Source organism: Algoriphagus sp. UBA3586 (assembly GCF_002376385.1).
Classification (GTDB): domain Bacteria; phylum Bacteroidota; class Bacteroidia; order Cytophagales; family Cyclobacteriaceae; genus Algoriphagus; species Algoriphagus ornithinivorans.
Window position 1 is genome coordinate 1 of the sequence record NZ_DFMT01000037.1, and the last position, 17,849, is coordinate 17,849.

The 17,849-nt window shown below is 40.0% G+C and carries 14 protein-coding genes; 9 read left to right on the forward strand and 5 right to left on the reverse strand.

What is annotated here, in order from left to right:
• Positions 1-173 precede the first annotated feature (173 nt).
• The 9 genes from B2906_RS13710 to B2906_RS13750 all read left to right on the forward strand — a co-directional run bounded on the left by B2906_RS13710 (position 174) and on the right by B2906_RS13750 (position 7,171).
• Complete coding sequence (locus B2906_RS13710) at positions 174-1,007, forward strand: alpha/beta hydrolase (protein WP_286940479.1); 834 nt, start codon at positions 174-176, stop codon at positions 1,005-1,007.
• 255 nt (positions 1,008-1,262) lie between these two features.
• Positions 1,263-2,390, forward strand: a complete 1,128-nt coding sequence (locus B2906_RS13715) for a hypothetical protein (RefSeq protein ID WP_219957575.1) — start codon at positions 1,263-1,265, stop codon at positions 2,388-2,390.
• Between the two features lie 147 nt (positions 2,391-2,537).
• Positions 2,538-2,987 carry an aminoglycoside 6'-N-acetyltransferase gene (gene aac(6') / locus B2906_RS13720; protein WP_219957574.1) on the forward strand — a complete coding sequence of 150 codons (450 nt, stop codon included), beginning with the start codon at positions 2,538-2,540 and terminating at the stop codon, positions 2,985-2,987.
• A 173-nt stretch (positions 2,988-3,160) separates the two neighbouring features.
• Complete coding sequence (locus tag B2906_RS13725; protein WP_219957573.1) at positions 3,161-4,027, forward strand: helix-turn-helix domain-containing protein; 867 nt, start codon at positions 3,161-3,163, stop codon at positions 4,025-4,027.
• Positions 4,028-4,083: 56 nt separating this feature from the next.
• Positions 4,084-4,512: an SRPBCC family protein gene (locus B2906_RS13730; protein ID WP_219957572.1), complete on the forward strand. Its 429-nt coding sequence runs from the start codon at positions 4,084-4,086 to the stop codon at positions 4,510-4,512.
• A 134-nt stretch (positions 4,513-4,646) separates the two neighbouring features.
• Positions 4,647-5,381: a hypothetical protein gene (locus tag B2906_RS13735; protein ID WP_219957571.1), complete on the forward strand. Its 735-nt coding sequence runs from the start codon at positions 4,647-4,649 to the stop codon at positions 5,379-5,381.
• Between the two features lie 377 nt (positions 5,382-5,758).
• Positions 5,759-6,031 carry a hypothetical protein gene (locus tag B2906_RS13740; protein ID WP_219957570.1) on the forward strand — a complete coding sequence of 91 codons (273 nt, stop codon included), beginning with the start codon at positions 5,759-5,761 and terminating at the stop codon, positions 6,029-6,031.
• Positions 6,032-6,101: 70 nt separating this feature from the next.
• Positions 6,102-6,449, forward strand: coding sequence for a hypothetical protein (locus tag B2906_RS13745; protein WP_219957569.1), 348 nt, complete (start codon positions 6,102-6,104; stop codon positions 6,447-6,449).
• Positions 6,450-6,496: 47 nt separating this feature from the next.
• Complete coding sequence (locus tag B2906_RS13750) at positions 6,497-7,171, forward strand: hypothetical protein (protein ID WP_219957568.1); 675 nt, start codon at positions 6,497-6,499, stop codon at positions 7,169-7,171.
• A 134-nt stretch (positions 7,172-7,305) separates the two neighbouring features.
• Here B2906_RS13750 and B2906_RS13755 read toward each other — a convergent pair whose 3' ends face one another.
• The 5 genes from B2906_RS13755 to ileS all read right to left on the reverse strand — a co-directional run bounded on the left by B2906_RS13755 (position 7,306) and on the right by ileS (position 17,509).
• On the reverse strand, positions 7,306-7,539 hold the full coding sequence (locus B2906_RS13755; RefSeq protein WP_139217449.1) for a hypothetical protein: 234 nt from the start codon (positions 7,537-7,539) through the stop codon (positions 7,306-7,308).
• A gap of 1,283 nt (positions 7,540-8,822) precedes the next feature.
• Complete coding sequence (locus B2906_RS13760; RefSeq protein WP_091651694.1) at positions 8,823-10,169, reverse strand: PhoH family protein; 1,347 nt, start codon at positions 10,167-10,169, stop codon at positions 8,823-8,825.
• A 185-nt stretch (positions 10,170-10,354) separates the two neighbouring features.
• Positions 10,355-13,297 (reverse strand): DEAD/DEAH box helicase, encoded by a 2,943-nt coding sequence (locus B2906_RS13765; RefSeq protein ID WP_286940493.1) that lies wholly within the window; start codon positions 13,295-13,297, stop codon positions 10,355-10,357.
• Between the two features lie 196 nt (positions 13,298-13,493).
• A complete protein-coding gene (locus B2906_RS13770; protein WP_219957564.1) occupies positions 13,494-14,117 on the reverse strand; it encodes a lipoprotein signal peptidase in 624 nt (207 codons plus the stop codon).
• Between the two features lie 17 nt (positions 14,118-14,134).
• Positions 14,135-17,509 (reverse strand): isoleucine--tRNA ligase, encoded by a 3,375-nt coding sequence (gene ileS, locus B2906_RS13775; protein WP_286940498.1) that lies wholly within the window; start codon positions 17,507-17,509, stop codon positions 14,135-14,137.
• Between the last annotated feature and the right edge of the window lie 340 nt (positions 17,510-17,849).

The window sequence follows — 17,849 nt, forward strand, 5'->3', positions numbered from 1 at the left end:
AAACCTTAGAATACAGGCAGGCGGGCGGTTCCGAGTAAATTGAAAGTTTAGTATCTTTAAAAAGTTAGGAGTAGGTTGGAAGAGGAAGGCTCCAAAAGCCTGCCTGGCGTCAGACAGGCCCGCCGTCTCCAAGCTGAATCCCGTTACAGTCAACAAATTAATCCGAACCTAACATGAAAAATAATATTGTACTTTTTGCCTTAATCGGATTAATAAATACTTCCATATGCTTTGCCCAAGATGTTCATATCAAAATCGGAGTGAAGGACAGTATTTATTCTGAAATTTTAAATGAAAATAGAAATCTAATTGTATCGCTTCCTGAAGATTATCAATCCTCAAACAAATTATATCCAACTCTTTTTCTTCTTGATGGGAACGAAACCTCACTTTTGAATACCATTGTGATAACCCGTTATCTCCGAGCAGAAATAATAATCGTGGCAATTCTCAATACAGACCGAGATAGAGACATGATGCCATTGAGCACGCCAACCTACAAAGTGGATAATCCCGGAGCAGCCCATTTTCTTTCCTTTTTAGAAAAAGAACTTATACCGCACATCGATAAAGAATATCGCTCAAATAGACAAAGAACAATCCGAGGCACATCTCTCAGTGGGTTATTTGTCATGTATGCATTTTTAGAAAGGCCAGAATTATTTCAAAACTATATTGGAAATAGCGCCGGCTGGTATGCAGATATGGATCCTTTTTTCAGTGATCTAGCCGATAATGCGTTCAAAAACAAAGAACGTTTTCTTGGTAAGAAATTATTTGTGGCAAACTCATTGGTTGATTCCTTTGATCCTAACAAAGAAGTTCACTTGGCCATGCTTGAATTTGCTGAAAAAGTTGAATTGGAATTAGGTGCTAACTTTTCATTCAAGTACGTTACTTATGATAATTATGGTCACGTACCCTATCCAAGTTTTTATGATGGGCTGAAATACATCTTAGGAGATAATTATGAAAAACTGCTCCTTACGATATATAACTGCAATTAGTGCCAATTCTCCTTGGCCATATTTCATTCTGAATTAATATTTTTTGTGCTAAACAAAAATTGCCCAAATACTGCCGGCTATTGGAAATTGACGTGGATTTAGAATAAAAGAAATTCCTTATCTTGAGGGAGTTAGGAGCAGGAAAAAAAGGAAAAGACTTTGAATATGATATTTTCCTAAGACTGTCTAGATGCCTAATCCTTTCAAAACACTCTCAGACCAATTTTAAACCTAAACAAATTAATATTCTCCTCTATGTCAACTATAGAAAAGAAAATTATCCAGCGATCAATCCTACTTGTTTGCTTACTTTTCACCACCACACTTGCATTTGGACAAGATCAAATAAAAGCTGAAACTGCTCTGAAAAGTGGCAGTCCCGCAGATGATTTGCCTCCATATATCAAACTTGTAAGCGGTTTTGGTGAGCGCCCGGATTGGTCTCATGACGGCCGATTTATTCTTTTCTTAGACAAACCCATGGGGGAAGTATATGAAATGGAGCTGGCAACCGGAGTAGTACGCCCAAAAACCAGACATTTCAACCATTATGGTTTTACCAGGGCCATGTATTTATCCAATGGAGATATTCTCCTCGCAGGTCCTAAGGAGCTTTTTGATCCAACTATCGCAGAGGAAAGAGATATTGCGCGTGACATGACATGGTTGTATGTGCTGGATAAAAGTGGTCAGAAGCCCCCAGTTCCTTTGAATACTCTCTGTGCTGAAGGTCCTGCTGTTTCCAGAAATAGGTTGAGAATTGCTTGGACACATCGAGATCGCCAGTTGCCTGAACTCGGAAAAAACCGGGCTAAGCTATTGATGGCCGAAATAGTTTATGAAGATGGAATTCCCAAATTATCCAGCGAACGAGTGATTTTTGATTCAAAGCAGTTGCCATTTTCTTTAGGCCATGCAAGCCTTGAAACTCAAAGTCTTGTTCCTCCACACGACACCCAAGTAACCTTTTCAGTCTATACCATCAATAATGGAAATAATACGGACGTCTATATGGTAGATAGCGAAACCGGAAATTATAGAACCATCACTAATTCTCCCTGCTGCTATGATGAGCCGGAAGGAATATTCCCTGATGGTTTGCACACATTGGTTGAGCATGGTAACTCTGAAAAAAATGCTTGGCCTTTACTGGATCTGTATAAATTGAAATTAGATGGGTCAGGAGAAATGCAAAGATTAACCCATTTCACCAACTATAAGGGCTACAAGGCCAATCAAGGAGTAATATCCGATGACGGAAAGTATATGTGTTTTCAGATCGGAAAAGACAATACCGAGCCGGGTGTGGGTTTTGGATTTTTGATTATGGATTTGGAAGAAGCCGCAAAACACTTGGAGGGTTTCAAGACCTATGATCAATAATGATGGTAATGTGAGGTAGAAAACTGAATGGTCTGATCCATAATTATTTTGAAAAAAATAAATCAAATGAATGCTGAATCTGATTAGCCGGAAGTTTACTATCGCATAGAACTTCAACCCATCCTCCATTTACATAGACTTTCATTCATGAACGGCTTAAGGATCGAAGAAATAGCTGAAAGTGACATCCCCAAAGTCACTGAATTGATGATTAGACTCTGGCCTGAATGTAGCTATGAAGAGGAGTCCTTGAACTGTCAAAAAATTATCGATTCACATAATCAAACAATTTTTTCAGCTAAGCAGGGCTATAATCTTTTCGCATTTGTCCACCTTTCCCTGAGAACTGACCATGTAGAAGGATGCAGTAACTCTCCCGTAGTTTATGTAGAAGGACTTTTTGTAGAGCCACCATTCAGAAAACAGGGAGTAGCCAAAGCTTTACTCAAAAAAGCGGAAGAATGGGGCAAGGATAACAATTGCAGCGAAATTGCCTCAGACGCGGAGATACAGAATAATGAAAGCCTAGCTTTCCACAAATTAATTGGTTTTAAAGAAATCAATAGAATCGTCTGTTTTTCAAAAAAAATTTCTTAACATACGAAAGAGAAAGACTAATTTTATTCAACTGAAAGCCCTATTCTGATTAGTTAGCTTGAGTATATTTTTTTCAACATATTCAATTTCATTAGAGAGTCCAGCCTCTCTTTTTAGAAAATTTTTGAGCTAAATTGGAAAGTCTTCGTCATTGAATTTTCTTTTTTTTGGGCATGATACAGGATTATGATGTGATAAGCTGCAAAGGACTTCCTCTCTTTGAAAAAGCGCGGATCAAGGCTCCTTTCAGCTACAGTACTCAACTGGAAGAGCGCGCTTGTTTCTTCTATGTACTCGACGGAAGTTATGAAACCATTGATCCCTTTGGGACAGTCGTCTTGGACTCCAAAGAGGCTTTGATTAAGAGATGTGGGCAACATATTTCAAAGTATATCAAGACACCCGAGAAAAGCCAATGTGAAGCGGTTGTCATTTACTTTTATCCTGAAATCATAAAAGAGGCCTACAAAAATGAAATCCCCGATTTCCTTACCGATTCAAAAAAAGCACTTCCTCCAATTCGATTCTCCTCCTCAGATTTGATCGATAGCTTTATCAGTAATCTTATGATCTATTTTGAAGAAAAAAATCTGATGGACGATGAGCTGGCAATAATAAAGCTAAAGGAAATAATTCTGCTTCTTTTAAAGACCGAGCAACAACCATCCGTGTTAAGATTCTTTTCGGATATTTTCTTCCCCAGTAAATTAAAATTCACCTCGATTATCGAAAACAATCTTTACTCAAGGGTAACCATAGATCAGCTGGCTTTCTTATGCGGTATGAGTGTTTCCAGTTTCAAGCGGGAGTTTAACAAACAATACCAAGAAAGTCCAGCCAAGTATTTGAAAAGGCGAAAACTTGCCCATGCTGCCAAACTTCTGACTACTTCATCCGATAGAATCAGTGACATAGCTTACGATTGTGGATTTGAAGATGTCACTACTTTTTCCAATGTTTTCCGACTGGAATTCAATATTTCACCTTCTGATTATCGAAAGAGCCAAAACACAAATTCTTTGAACCAAAGCGGAAAATGATCCCCGGCCAGACCCTAGATATTTGTACTGTTCATTAAACATAAAAACACAGTACAATGGAAAAAACAATCGTAACAGTCACACTTCCAATACCTATGGATAAGGCATGGGAAGTAATCGGTGCAGTAGGAGGCGTGGATACTTGGTCTCCCATCATCAAAAGTTGTAGAATAGAGTCCACCCGTGAGGGAGGATTAAAACGCTACTGCAGTGCAGAACAAGGAGAGTTGATCGAAAAGATCTTGCTTTTGGATCATCAAAATCATGTGCTCAGCTACGCCATCACGGAGCAGCCTATCCTCCCAGTCAGTTCTTTAGTCAGTACCATAGAAGTTTCCGGAGATGACTTTCAGGCGGTGATTAAAACCACCTCCACATTTGAAGTCAATGATGGCGCTAATCCTGTAGAAATTAAATCAATGATCGAACAGATCTATACGGGAAGCTATGCAGGCATCGCTGCTTTGGTTACTCAGGCAGCTTAACATCAAATTTCATCCCTAACGACTCATTCTTCAAAAAGTCCCTTTCTAATGACTTAAGTCCTGCTTTTGGGTTTAATGCATAGAAGGGAAAACAGTAGATACGTCAATAACTCACAAATCAAATTTTAAAAAACATGAAAATTCTAAGCATATTATCCACCTTATTTATTCTTTCCCTATCCTATATATTCGGGGCTACCGAAGAAAAAACCGGAGAGATCACCTTCAAAAAAGGAACACTTGTAGAAGTAGCACTTTTGACCATTCAACCTGGAAAAGAAAGTCAGTTTTACGAAGAGTATTTCTCACAGGCCTTACCACTTGCTCCAAAATATGGCGCAAGGCCCATTGGCTCATTCATGGTAGAAAAAAGAGATCAAGGGAATAGTCCAGCACAAATGGTTATCTTCTTCGAATGGGAGAGTCTAGAAAAAAAGCGGGCTTTCGAGAAGGATTTTGATTTTCTCAAGATCGTTAATATCCGGAATGACGCATTGAGCTTCTTGAATACCGGGTACTTCCAGGTGGACAAAGACATTACTTATTCATTGAAAGAAAGCGGCACTTATGAGTTTGCAGCCTTGTGGTTGGATCCTAATAATGCCCCAAAACTGGAGCAGTATTTTCAGGCGGTTTTGCCCTTGGCATCTGATCCAAAAATTCAGTTTGAATTGATCGCTCAGTTATCTAGTCTAGGCGTTGAGGACAAGAACTATCATCCAAACATCATTTTCTTTTCGGAGTGGAAAAAGGGAATGGAAGGCAGAAATGAGTTGGCTACAAGAAAGGAATTCAAAGACAATTTGCATCTTCGGGAAACTGCCAGCCCTTATAAAGATTTATTATTGATCAAGCCAATCCTGAATTAAATAGAAGCCCTTAGTAACTACTAGGCAAATCAAAAAAGAAAGCAAGGGATATCTTGCTTTCTTTTTCTTTTTATAGCCATTTCCAAATTGAGATTGATTAAATCACCAACTAATTATAAAAGAGAGGACCGATTTTCAAGTTGGAAATACGGAAAGGACCAATGCTGTCTTATGATTGCTAATTTGTGAAAAAAATGGATTTTATGATTAAAAGTGACTGAAGCTTTAAAGAATTCAATCAAAATTGAACTTTGAAAAGTGCCGTTTTTGGGTAAGTTCGGCCATGGAATTCAAAGAATTTCCAGCGATATTTAAGTGATATGAAACAGGAAACATGACTGAATCACAATTAAACTAGCTTTAGACTATAAGATCCCATGGAAAAAGAAGACCTCTTCAAGCTGACAGATGAAGAACTATTGATCGAAAAAAAGAAGTATCGAAAAGGGCAACTATTCAATGCAGTGGCCATTGGTTTTTTGGCTGGAATCCTGATTTTTGGTTTCGGGGCTTGGGCTCTTTCTTCTGATAAAAAGCCGGGGTTTTTGATACCCATGATTTTCCCGATAATCTTTATTTACCGATTGGTAAAAACCCCAAATAAAAATACAGCCTTGCAGGAGGTTTTGCGTGAGAGAAATCTCATTTAAGTAACTTCTATTTCTCCTTTGATAGGAATTGAAATTACAAAAAAGTTTAGGATAGAAACCTTACGTAATAATGCAACAGATTCATTTAAAAAAAGTCCTCCAATTACTTTTTTACAGCTTTCTTTTCATCATTCTGATTGGGAAAATCTCAGGCTGGATTTGGGGTTTTGATAATGAATACGATGGTATGATTAATTTAGGGACGTTTGTATTAATTGGAGCAGCTTATATTTCAGCTGCTATTGCTTGGAATTCTAATCTCTATAGATGGATATTCCTGATATGCGGAATCTATCTAATTGTGATGAATTTCTTGGATTTTGAGCTAAAATCAATTCTTGGGATTGCATGCATTTTAACTCCTTTGCTTTTGTCAAGAATTTCTTCAGAAAAGCCGAATCAATTCATTGAAAAATAAAAATCCACAGCCCTCCCATTATAATAGTGGAAGGATTCGAAAAACAAATGATAGATAACCTGCCTATTTGGATTGAACTTCTGTTTTTAGCCAGCTTTGGGCTAACGATCGCATTTTTTTACTTTTCAAATGGCAAGCCCTTAAAATTGACTGCTTTCATCCTTGTTTGGTCTCTGGCTCAATCGATTTTAGCATATCTGGGTTTTTATCAAGAAACTCAAGCCTTCCCTCCCCGATTTGGATTGGTAATTCTTCCATCGATAGTTTTTGTTGTCTATGGCTTACTTCCCAAGCAGCAAAAATGGATTGCTGAAAAAAGAGATAGCCTTATCAGCACCCTTTTACATTCCATTCGTATTCCGGTTGAGATAGTGCTTTTTGGGCTTTTTAACCATCAAATGGTACCAAAGTTGATGACTTTTGAAGGCCGGAATTTTGATATTTTAATAGGAATTTCTGCCCCTATCATGGGGTGGTTATTTTTTAAAAAGAAGGTGAATAAAAGTATGATGCTTGCCTGGAATATTATAGGCCTTTGTTTCGTCCTTTTTATCCTGGTCAATGGAATTCTCTCAGCGGAGCTCCCATTCCAACAATTTGGCTTTGAGCAACCCAATCGTGCTGTCAATTATTTTCCTTTTGTTCTTTTACCAGCCACAATTGTTCCTATAGTAATCTGGACTCACCTTTCAGACATCTTTCAACTTGGGAGGAAATTTTAACTCCTGAAGGATTGATACCATAAAATACAAGTTTTTCTCAAGGGTTGTTATCAAAAAAAAGGCAGGTAAAACCCGCCTCTTTCATTTAACCAAACAATCAACCAAATTAACCCTTACGAGTTTTTCTTTAGGTCTTAAATGATAGGTGTCAATTCGCTATCAGACCTGTTAATTTCATCCTCAGAGATTTGGATCATCTCTGAACCTTTCGCTTCACCGATTGAAGTAGAAGTTGGTTTAGTATATTCAAATCGGGCAGTTTGCTGTGCAAGACTGGTTTCAGTTTTCGCTTTCCATACGATTGTCAGTGCCATTAGTAAACCCAGTGCCGCACAGACATTTTTTTGGGTAAATAGTATTGCTTTCATGGCAGTAAATAGTTGGTTTGTTTTCGTATGGTACCTATATGCCAAAAACTGACCCAAACTTAAAAAAGGCCCTAATTCGCTTAATTTTAGGGTTTTACTTCCTGAGTCTGTACGGTTTCGTACAGCAATTCCCCAAGTGCGGACAAAATCCCGAACAAAATTTGGTTGCACCAACAAAACCCTTTTTTAGAATCTTTTAGAAAAATTATGGAGACCTAACCCTTCCAAGAACAATGCTCCTCGGAATTTGCAATTCTGAGGCCCTATCGTAGGATTTGCAATCCGAATAAAATCACCTCTTCAAAATGCAATCACAAGTCCTTCTTCCTTCTGAACTTTGAACCCTGAACTTTCTCTTCCATACCTACGGCATGGAGAAGTCTCATCTATCTATTTCTACCTAGCTCTAATCCCTACGGGATTAATTTTAGCCCAGGCCGTGTTTCCAAAATATCTTACCGAAGGCCATGGAAACTTTGAACTCTGAACCCTGAACTTTTCCTTCCATACCTACGGCATGGAAAAGCACAATACATCTTTCATGACTCTACCAATCTATAATCCCTACGGGATTAAAATTAACCTCTATACCATTCCATAAACACCATCTCTTAAGCATCTCTTAAGCATCTCTTGCTGGCAATTTGATTTCTTCCCAAACAATGATTCAAGATCAGCACTAGGTTCCTCCCTTCCTTAAGTCTAATATCTAAGGCTTCTAAGAAGCTCTTACCAACTTACTACGTGTAAAACATGCGGAACCCATATCGAATTCTGTCGATCAGCAATATTCGTGAAGGAGCGGTGGGTCGTCGTGGCCGCGGGGTGTGGGCTGGTTTGTGGGGGGAAGCTTAGCCACGACAAGGCTTTTGGTTACTTTTTGCCTAAAAAGTAACGAGAGAAAAGATTCTACATAGCTCAATTCCCTACGGGATTTAAATTAGCCCAAGCCGTATTTACAGAATATCTTATCGAAGGCTATGGAAACTTTGAACTCTGAACCCTGAACTTTTCCTTCCATACCTACGGAATGGAAAAGCTCCATATATCTTTTTCTACCTAACTCAAATCCCTACGGGATTAAAATTAACCCAAGCCGTATTTCCAAAATATCTAGCCGAAGGCATATCTTCTTTATCTTAAAAAATATCTTTTCAAATTTTTCGCCAGACAATAATTGAGTTTCTAAAAACCTTCAAAATCCACTTTCTCTCCCAAAACAGCTAAAAACAAAATGCCCCGCAAATCTTTGACTTACAGGGCTGTATCACTAATAATCTATTCTATAACAACTCATTCGCCAAGTTGGCCAATTCAGACCGCTCTCCTTTCTCCAGCTTGATGTGTGCATATAGCGGATGATCTTTGACTCGATCTATCAAATAAGACAAGCCATTGGACTGAGAATCCAAATATGGAGTGTCAATCTGGTGGACATCCCCTGTAAATACAATCTTGGTGTTCTCTCCTGCTCTGGAGATAATAGTCTTAATCTCATGAGGAGTCAAATTCTGAGCTTCATCCACAATGAAGAAGATATTGGACAAGGATCTACCACGTATATATGCCAATGGCTGAATAACCAACTTTTCCTGATTAACCAATTCAGTAATTTTCTGGAATTCCTTATCTGTTTCCTTATACTGATTTTGGATAAACTTCAGATTGTCCCAAAGTGGCTCCATATAGGGGTTCAACTTGGACTTAATATCTCCCGGCAAATACCCGATATCCTTATTCGATAGGGGTACAATAGGTCTGGCCAAGAATATTTGTTTATAATCTCTCCTCTGCTCCAAAGCACCTGCCAAAGCCAGCAAAGTTTTACCCGTTCCTGCTACCCCCTGAATCGAAACCAACCTGATATTCGGATTAGTAATCGCATCCAAAGCAAAAGTCTGTTCGGCATTTTTCGGTTTGATATTATAAGCCAGTTTTTTATCCACTCGCTCCAGGATATTCTCTTCCGGATTGTAATAGGCCAAAACCGAATTTTTATCACTTCTTAGGATATAATAAGCATTGGCTTTTCGCTTACGCGTGCCCAGGACTGTTTTAGCATCAATATATCCTGATTCATAAAGCTTGTTGATAGCCGCCGGATCCACATCATCCAACATATACTTCCCAGTATTTTCGAGCTCATTGATGTTCTTGATCTTACCGGTTTCATAGTCTTCTGCATGGATCTCCAAGGATTTCGCCTTCAACCGCAGGTTGATATCTTTGGAAACCAAAATAACCTTTCGGTTTTTCTCATGCTCTTTCAAATAAAGGGCTGCATTAAGAATCTTATGGTCATTTTTCTCCTCTCCAAAAATCACGTTGGCATTGAGTTTATTCTCCGGATTCATCAATACCCGGAAATTTCCCTTCGTCTTTCCATTCAATGGAGTCCACTCGTGAATCATATGGTCTTGGGAAAGCTTATCCAACAAGCGTATAAACTCCCGAGCCTCGAAATTCTTGGTGTCATTGCCCTTTTTGAACTGATCCAGCTCTTCCAACACAGTAATCGGAATCACCACATCATGTTCGGCAAAATTCATAATGGAATTATGTGCGTACAGGATCACGGATGTGTCCAGCACAAAGATTTTCCGCTCTTTTTCAGCTTTGGCTCTAGGCATGTGCAGGATGTTATTAGTGGTAATAGGTATGATATAAGTTAGAAAAATATCGTTTCCATTCCCTACCTTTTAACAATAATTTATTTACCTGTCGAGCACCTACCTTGCTATTTAATTGACAATCAATCAAATAAAAAAAGGCAGAAAATTGAATTTCTGCCTTTCTCAATTTAATACCAAGACTCTTAATCCAACAAGGCTGCAATATCTTCCTGATCCAGACTTTTCATAAAGCTTTCTTCCGTTGATATCAACTCTCCGGCCAATGCCAGCTTGCGATTTTGAAGAGCCATTATCTTTTCTTCTACTGAGCCTCTACTGATAAATTTGTAGATGATGACTTTATTTTCCTGTCCAATTCTATGCGCTCTGTCTATTGCCTGAGCCTCCACAGCTGGATTCCACCATGGATCCAATAAGAATACATACTCCGCTTTGGTCAGGTTTAAGCCAACTCCACCGGCTTTCAGTGAAATTAAAAAAACCTTCACATCCTCCTGCTCCTGAAATTTTTCTACCTGAGCTTGTCTATCCTTTGTGGAACCATCCAGATAGGAATAGGTGATTCCCTGCTCTTCCAAATATTCTCTGACAATGGAAAGATGTCTCACAAATTGGCTAAATACCAAAACTTTGTGCCCCTCCGAAATAGTGGACTGCAACATGTAGGTAATATCCTCCAATTTTCCGGATTCTCCTTTGTAATCCTCTCGTACCAGTTTCGGGTGATTGGCAATCTGCCTCAATTGAGTCAAGCCTCTCAACAAGGTAAATTGCTGTGCTCCTCTTCCAACTAGAGAACTCTCCCCAATGATCTTCTCCCGATAGTAAGACTTTACTTCTTCGTAAACTTTCTCCTGCTCCTCTGTCATGGCAGAGTACTTCACATTGGTAATCTTCTCAGGAAGATCAGTAGCTACCTGAGATTTAAGTCTCCTCAAGATGAAAGGCTTGATCATGGAATGGAGCTTGATGGCTTTATCCTTATCATTCTGCTTTTCTATTGGTTGAAGAAACTGCTTTTTGAAAGAATTCTGATTCCCTAATAAGCCCGGATTCACAAAATTCATTTGAGACCAAAGATCCATCGTGCCATTTTCAACAGGAGTACCTGTCAGAATCAGCTTCTGCTTGGACTTCAATTTATTGACTGCATTCGCAATATTGGAACCGGGATTTTTGATGGCTTGGGACTCATCCAATATGATGTAGTTGAAGTAAAAATCCTTCAAAATATTGACATCCAAACGGGTAATGCCATAGGAGGTCAGCACCAAGTCGTAATCCCTGAATTTCCAGGGATCTTTGATCCTCTGTGTTCCGGTATAAACCAATATTTTCAGTTCGGGGGTAAACTTTCGAGCTTCCAATTCCCAGTTGTAAATCAAGGAAGTAGGCATGACTAACAAAGAACAAAAACCGGGATTCTCCTGCTTTTCATGGGCAAGCAAGGCCAAAGTTTGAACCGTCTTACCCAAACCCATATCATCCGCCAAACAGCCTCCGAAACGGAACTCATTCAAGAATCTTAACCAATTGTAACCCGCCTTCTGATAAGGTCTCAATTCACCTTCGAAGTAATCCGGCAATTCATAATCATCAATAGCCTCAAAATCACGCAACTTTTCGAGCTTTCGAGTAAGCGTCAATTGCACCAGGTTTCCTTCCTCCAACTGCTTGGCCAAAGCCAAATGATGCTTGCGCATAATAATGGAATCCTGGGCAGTCCCTTCCTCCATAAAAGAAAACAACTCTGAATAATTGACAAACCAAGATGCAGGAATTACAGCGATCTCTCCATTGGGCAATTCAAAATCTGTCTTACCCTGCATGATCAGCTTTCGGACTTTGGCAAATGGCACCAGATAGATACCAAACTTAATCTGCGCCTTAACATCAAACCAGTCAATGTTTTCATTAACCTCAATGTCGATATTTGCCCTTCCTAGGTGATATACCTTACCGGAGGCATTTTTACGCTGAATGATTTTAATTTTCTTTTCCTCCAGCGCATCTTCATTTTCCCCGATCCACTCAAAAGCTTTGGATTTGGGTAGAGCTACTTTTCCATCTCGGACTTCCAATCCCAGATCTTTCAGGAATTTGCCAAATGCTTTTTCTTTCTGAAGACTACGTATCGTCTTTTTGAATAGAAATTCCCCGTCTTTTTCAATCAAGGATACTGAATTGCCCACAGAACTGTCGGTGCCTTTTTCCACTGGAAAATCTGTGTCTCCATATTGAAAACGGAGCTCAAATATAATTTTGTCCTCCTCAAGCTGCTCACCCTCCTCGCCAAAAAGATTGTTGCCTTGATTTCCCGGCAACTCCTGTATTTTCAACAGAACCTCGGGAGTACCTCTGTCGATGGTGATTTCAAATCCTCTGGCATCTACATCGTATTGGGTTAGCATTGGAGCCATAAACTTCCTGAAATAGGTAGGCTCCATTTTCTTATCGATGAGGATAAATTTTTTATTCAAAAATGGTTGTAGCTTCTTTCCATCAATATCTTTTTCAAAGTGAAAAAGCTGTGAATTCACAATCAACCAAGCTGGCTCTTTACAGATAAGATAACCTCCTTTATACTGCCACTCCAAGCGCTCCCCCTTAAACTTAATAGTAGGGTAGTAATGGGTATTATCTGGATTTTTATGAAAATGAAAGATGACAGTTGCCCGCTCGGCATTAACCTGAATTTCTTTCCAAGCTGGATTTCCATCACTTCCCATTTCAAAAAGTCTTTTGCCGATAAGTAGCGGCAATATCTTGGACCTCTGAATTTCCAACCTTGCCTCGACCAAGGCTTGAGTATTCTTATCCTCGGTTTTGGAATCAAATATCTTCGTTAAATAGTCCTTAGGACGAATGTTTTTCTTTTTGGGGATAAAGCTCTTGATGACTTCCTCCGGTTGCATCGCATCCATCATCTTGATAAGCTTGTAATCCTTTTCATCTAAGCCAGAGTCAAACTCCTTGGCATTCGCGGAACTGATGTTTTGAAAGGCATAAGAAAGCCTTCCTTTGTCATCCAATTGTACCACAAAGGATTCAAATAATAATCCTAGAAATTCATGATTAAAAATAGAATATACGATCTGAAAGGGCTTGTCAGAATCTACAATCATAAAATTATAAGATCAGGAATTGCCCGCTCAAACAGGGGATTTGAGCAAGACAAATACGGTGAGAGTTGAGTTTTTTTGAAATAATTAGCTTGTAAATTAATAAAAATACGGGCAGAAATGGATTGATATCGGCCTTTTTTAGAAAAATTGACATAAAAAAGCCCGTTTCTTTGAAAAAAACAGGCTTGAATTATACTTATTCTTGAATCTCAACTTTTTCTTCAGGGATTTTTTCTTCCTCTTTTTCTGGAAAAAACCTGCCTTGGAAAATCAATATAATAGCAACTCCTATGAAAATGGATGCATCAGCTATATTGAAAATCGGCCAAAGAGCTGTGTATTGACCACCCCAAAGAGGTAACCACTCCGGCAAATAGCCTTCCCAGATATCAAAATAAAACATATCTACCACCTGCCCATGAAACCAGGGAGTAGGTGCATCATAAGGTGCATTATTTAACCAAACACCATAAAATATAGAATCTACTAAATTACCTATTGCACCTCCTAATATCATAGCAATACATACTATAAATACAGGATGATTTTTCTTTTGAATTATATAATACAGATAATAACCTATTCCAAACATAGCTATCAAGCGGAAGCTGGTCAAAATCATTTTACCATATTCTGTACCCAACTCCATCCCAAAAGCCATTCCGGGATTAGTGGTATAGTGGAGCTTAAACCAGTCTCCAAAAATCTGAATCTGTCCGGGAGTGCCAAAGTCCATTTGGAAATGAACGAGCATCTTCACCACCTGATCCACTACAATCACCAAAAAGGCAATCCCGAAGTATTTTATGTATTTGTTCATCGTTTCCTATTTGCTATTTAGGCTTTTTCCACCAAAACAGCCAATTCAAAATCATCCATATCCAGGACAGTCCCGGTACTTGCTTCTTTGCTGACTTCCAAACTCAAAGCCTGCGTTTCGGACTGAATATAATCTCCAAACCCTCCTACAGATTTATTGACCAATTCGTTGGTGTCCGCTACTTTGATTCGGATTTTATCCTGCACTTCCAGCCCCATGTCTTTTCTGAGATTCTGTATTCGGTTGACCAAATCTCTGGCTACTCCCTCTTGCTTCAATGCATCAGTCAAGGTCACGTCCAAGGCCACAGTCACTCCGGCATCAGAAGCTACGGACCAGCCCGGAATATCTTGAGAAGAAATCAAAACTTCTTCCAAAAGCAACTCAATGGTCTCTCCTTCTACTTCTATCGGGTATTTTCCATCTCGCTCAATTTGGGCAATTTCTTCCTGCCCCCAAGATTTGATTGCGGCAACGACGAATCTCATCTTTGGTCCCAGTTTTTTACCCAAAACAGGGAGATTAGGTTTTACATCTTTCACCAAAACTCCGGAAGCATCGTCGATAAACTCAATCTCTTTGATATTTACCTCAGACTTTATCAATTCAGCTACGTGCTCGATTTGAGCCTGAACTTTCTTATTCAATACAGGAATCAAAATTCGTTGTAGCGGCTGACGGACTTTCAGCTTTTCCTTCTTTCTCAAGGAGTGAACCAAGGAAGAAATCGTCTGAGCCAAATCCATGCTCTCTTCCAGATCTTTATTGATCAGAGATTGGTCAGCAGATACCCAATCAGTCAGGTGAACGGATTCTTTTCCGGCTTCACCTGCTTCATTCAGATTTTTGTACAACCAGTCAGAATAGAAAGGAGCGAAAGAGGACATCAGCTGCGTCAAGCTTAACAGACACTCATAAAGAGTCTCATATGCCGCTTGCTTGTCCTGGTTCATATCGCCTCTCCAGAATCGTTTTCTGGCTAGTCTTACATACCAGTTGGATAGCTGATCCACAGTAAAGCTCATGATAGCACGGGTTGCCCTTGTGGCATCGTAATTATCCATCGCTTCCTCCACTTCTGTGATCAAAGACTGAAGCTTGGAGATAATCCATTGATCCAACTCTGCTCTTTGTGCCACAGGTACCGCTTTCGTATTGTCATAAACAAAAGCATCCAAATTGGCATAAAGTGCGAAGAAGTTATACGTATTCTGAAGAGTTCCGAAGAAGCGTCTTTGCACTTCGGTCACTCCGTCTAAGTTAAATTTGAGATTGTCCCATGGGTTGGCATTGCTCAGCATATACCATCTCAAGGCGTCCGGTCCATATTCTTTCAAGGTCTTGAATGGATCCACAGCATTACCCAATCGCTTGGACATCTTATTGCCGTTTTTATCCAAAACAAGCCCGTTGGCAATTACATTTTTGAATGCAACAGAGTCGAAAAGCATAACAGCGATCGCATGCAAGGTAAAGAACCAACCTCTCGTCTGATCCACCCCCTCTGCTATGTAATCGGCCGGATAATTTGCTTTGAAAATATCCTCATTTTCGAATGGATAATGCCACTGCGCGTATGGCATGGCTCCTGAATCAAACCAAACATCAATCAAGTCCGGTTCGCGAAGCATTTTCTCTCCTTTTTCAGAAACCAAAATCACATCATCTACATAGGGACGGTGAAGATCTAGTTCTTTTCCTTCATAAGGAGACTTCTCCATAAATCCAGCCGCGATGGATTTTTCGATTTCTGCTTCCAATTCGGCGATAGAACCTATGCACTTTTCTTCGCTTCCATCGGAAGTTCTCCAGATTGGAAGAGGTGTACCCCAGAATCGTGAACGGCTTAAATTCCAGTCTACCAGATTCTCCAGCCAGTTGCCAAAACGACCTGTTCCGGTAGCTTCAGGCTTCCAGTTGATGGTCTTATTAAGCTCCACCATTTTATCTTTGAAGGCCGTAGTTTTGATAAACCAGGATTCCAAAGGATAGTACAATACAGGCTTATCAGTTCTCCAGCAATGTGGATAACTGTGCTCATACTTCTCAACCTTAAAGGCTTTGTTTTCATTTTTCAGAATGATGGAAATAATCACGTCGGTATTTTTATAATCCGTCGCGTTCTCATCATCCTCCGTATAATTTTTCACATAAAAATCATCCACTCCATACTCCTTATGAGCGGTGATTTCATGCTCCTTCATTTTTGCAGCTAGGTATTCTCCTACTACTGGAAGGAATTTTCCTCTTTTATCGACAACCGGGATATCATTACCCAATTCATCCTGAACAAAGATGCCTGGCACATTATTCTGTACCAAGGTTCTAAAGTCATCCGCACCAAATGCTTTGGCTAGGTGCACGATTCCTGTACCATCTTCTGTGGTCACATAATCCCCAGAAACTACCGTAAAGGCCGGATGAGGCAATGCCAAAGCTTCGATTGGAAATAATTGCTCATACTCCCAGCCCAACATGTCTTTCCCTTTAAATTCCTCCACCACTTGGTAAGGAATTAATTTATCCCCCGCTTGATACTCCTCCAGCTTCAGTTCTGCTGCTTTTGGATTCAAGTAAGCCCCCATTCTGGCCTTTGCCAAAATCACGTTTACAGGCTCATGGGTGTAGGGATTAAAAGTTTTCACTTTGACATAATCCAGGTTTTCACCGATAGCCAAAGCGGAGTTGGATGGTAAAGTCCAAGGCGTGGTCGTCCAAGCAAGGATATAAGTATTTTCCTGCCCTTTTAGCTTAAACTGTGCGGTGATTGAGGTATCCTTTACATCCTTGTAAGTACCCGGCTGATTCAGTTCGTGGGAACTCAAACCCGTACCGGCCGCAGGCGAATAAGGCTGTATGGTGTAGCCTTTATACAAAAGCTCTTTATCATAGAGCTTTCTCAGCAAGCTCCAAAGCGTCTCAATGTACTTGCTGTCAAAGGTGATATAAGGATCATCCAGATCCACCCAATAACCGATTTTCTCAGTCAGGTCATCCCATTCATTTTTGAAACGCATGACCGTTTCACGGCACTTTTTATTGTATTCCTCTACGGAAATCTTCTTCCCAATATCCTCTTTGGTGATTCCCAGCTCCTTTTCTACTTGGAGTTCCACGGGCAATCCATGCGTATCCCAACCGCCTTTACGTTTTACCTGAAAACCTTTGAGCGTTTTGTATCGGCAAAAGATATCCTTTAGCGTTCGTGCCATCACATGGTGAATACCCGGGGTACCGTTTGCAGACGGTGGCCCTTCAAAAAATGTAAAAGTCTCGGCTCCCTCCCGGTTGGCGATTGATTTTTCGAAAATTTGATTCTTTTTCCAATACTCCAAGACTGACTCTCCTATTTGAGGGTAGTCAACCTGTTTGAATTCCTGATACGTTTTCACAGCCAATATTTGTCGAATGATTTGGATGTCGGGTCTTTTGGGCGTGCCCCCGCCGAAAAGGGCGGGGTCGGGCTATCCGCTCTTATCCTCCTGCTACGCAGGATGGATACCGCTTCTATCCCTCACGCGGGGCATCCCGCTCAAAACAAGCCACAAAGATAGCAGAAAAGCGCTTTTCTAAGAAGTAAAAAGTAAATACATCATGGACTCTAAAAAATAGGGGCTTTGCAATGGAAAAGTTTGACCTCCTCAGGGTCAGGATAGCAAGGTCGGGCTGCTTCCTTTTCCACGGGTTGCACCTGCCTACCGGCAAAGGTCATAGCCGTCAGGTTAAGGTTTT

Bases quoted from the DNA above. Each gene is read 5' to 3' on its own strand.
- B2906_RS13710 (WP_286940479.1), top strand. From the start codon at position 174: ATGAAAAATAATATTGTACTTTTTGCCTTAATCGGATTAATAAATACT.
- B2906_RS13715 (WP_219957575.1), top strand. From the start codon at position 1,263: ATGTCAACTATAGAAAAGAAAATTATCCAGCGATCAATCCTACTTGTT.
- B2906_RS13725 (WP_219957573.1), top strand. From the start codon at position 3,161: ATGATACAGGATTATGATGTGATAAGCTGCAAAGGACTTCCTCTCTTT.
- B2906_RS13730 (WP_219957572.1), top strand. From the start codon at position 4,084: ATGGAAAAAACAATCGTAACAGTCACACTTCCAATACCTATGGATAAG.
- B2906_RS13735 (WP_219957571.1), top strand. From the start codon at position 4,647: ATGAAAATTCTAAGCATATTATCCACCTTATTTATTCTTTCCCTATCC.
- B2906_RS13740 (WP_219957570.1), top strand. From the start codon at position 5,759: ATGGAAAAAGAAGACCTCTTCAAGCTGACAGATGAAGAACTATTGATC.
- B2906_RS13745 (WP_219957569.1), top strand. From the start codon at position 6,102: ATGCAACAGATTCATTTAAAAAAAGTCCTCCAATTACTTTTTTACAGC.
- B2906_RS13750 (WP_219957568.1), top strand. From the start codon at position 6,497: ATGATAGATAACCTGCCTATTTGGATTGAACTTCTGTTTTTAGCCAGC.
- B2906_RS13755 (WP_139217449.1), bottom strand. From the start codon at position 7,539: ATGAAAGCAATACTATTTACCCAAAAAAATGTCTGTGCGGCACTGGGT.
- B2906_RS13760 (WP_091651694.1), bottom strand. From the start codon at position 10,169: ATGCCTAGAGCCAAAGCTGAAAAAGAGCGGAAAATCTTTGTGCTGGAC.
- B2906_RS13765 (WP_286940493.1), bottom strand. From the start codon at position 13,297: ATGATTGTAGATTCTGACAAGCCCTTTCAGATCGTATATTCTATTTTT.
- B2906_RS13770 (WP_219957564.1), bottom strand. From the start codon at position 14,117: ATGAACAAATACATAAAATACTTCGGGATTGCCTTTTTGGTGATTGTA.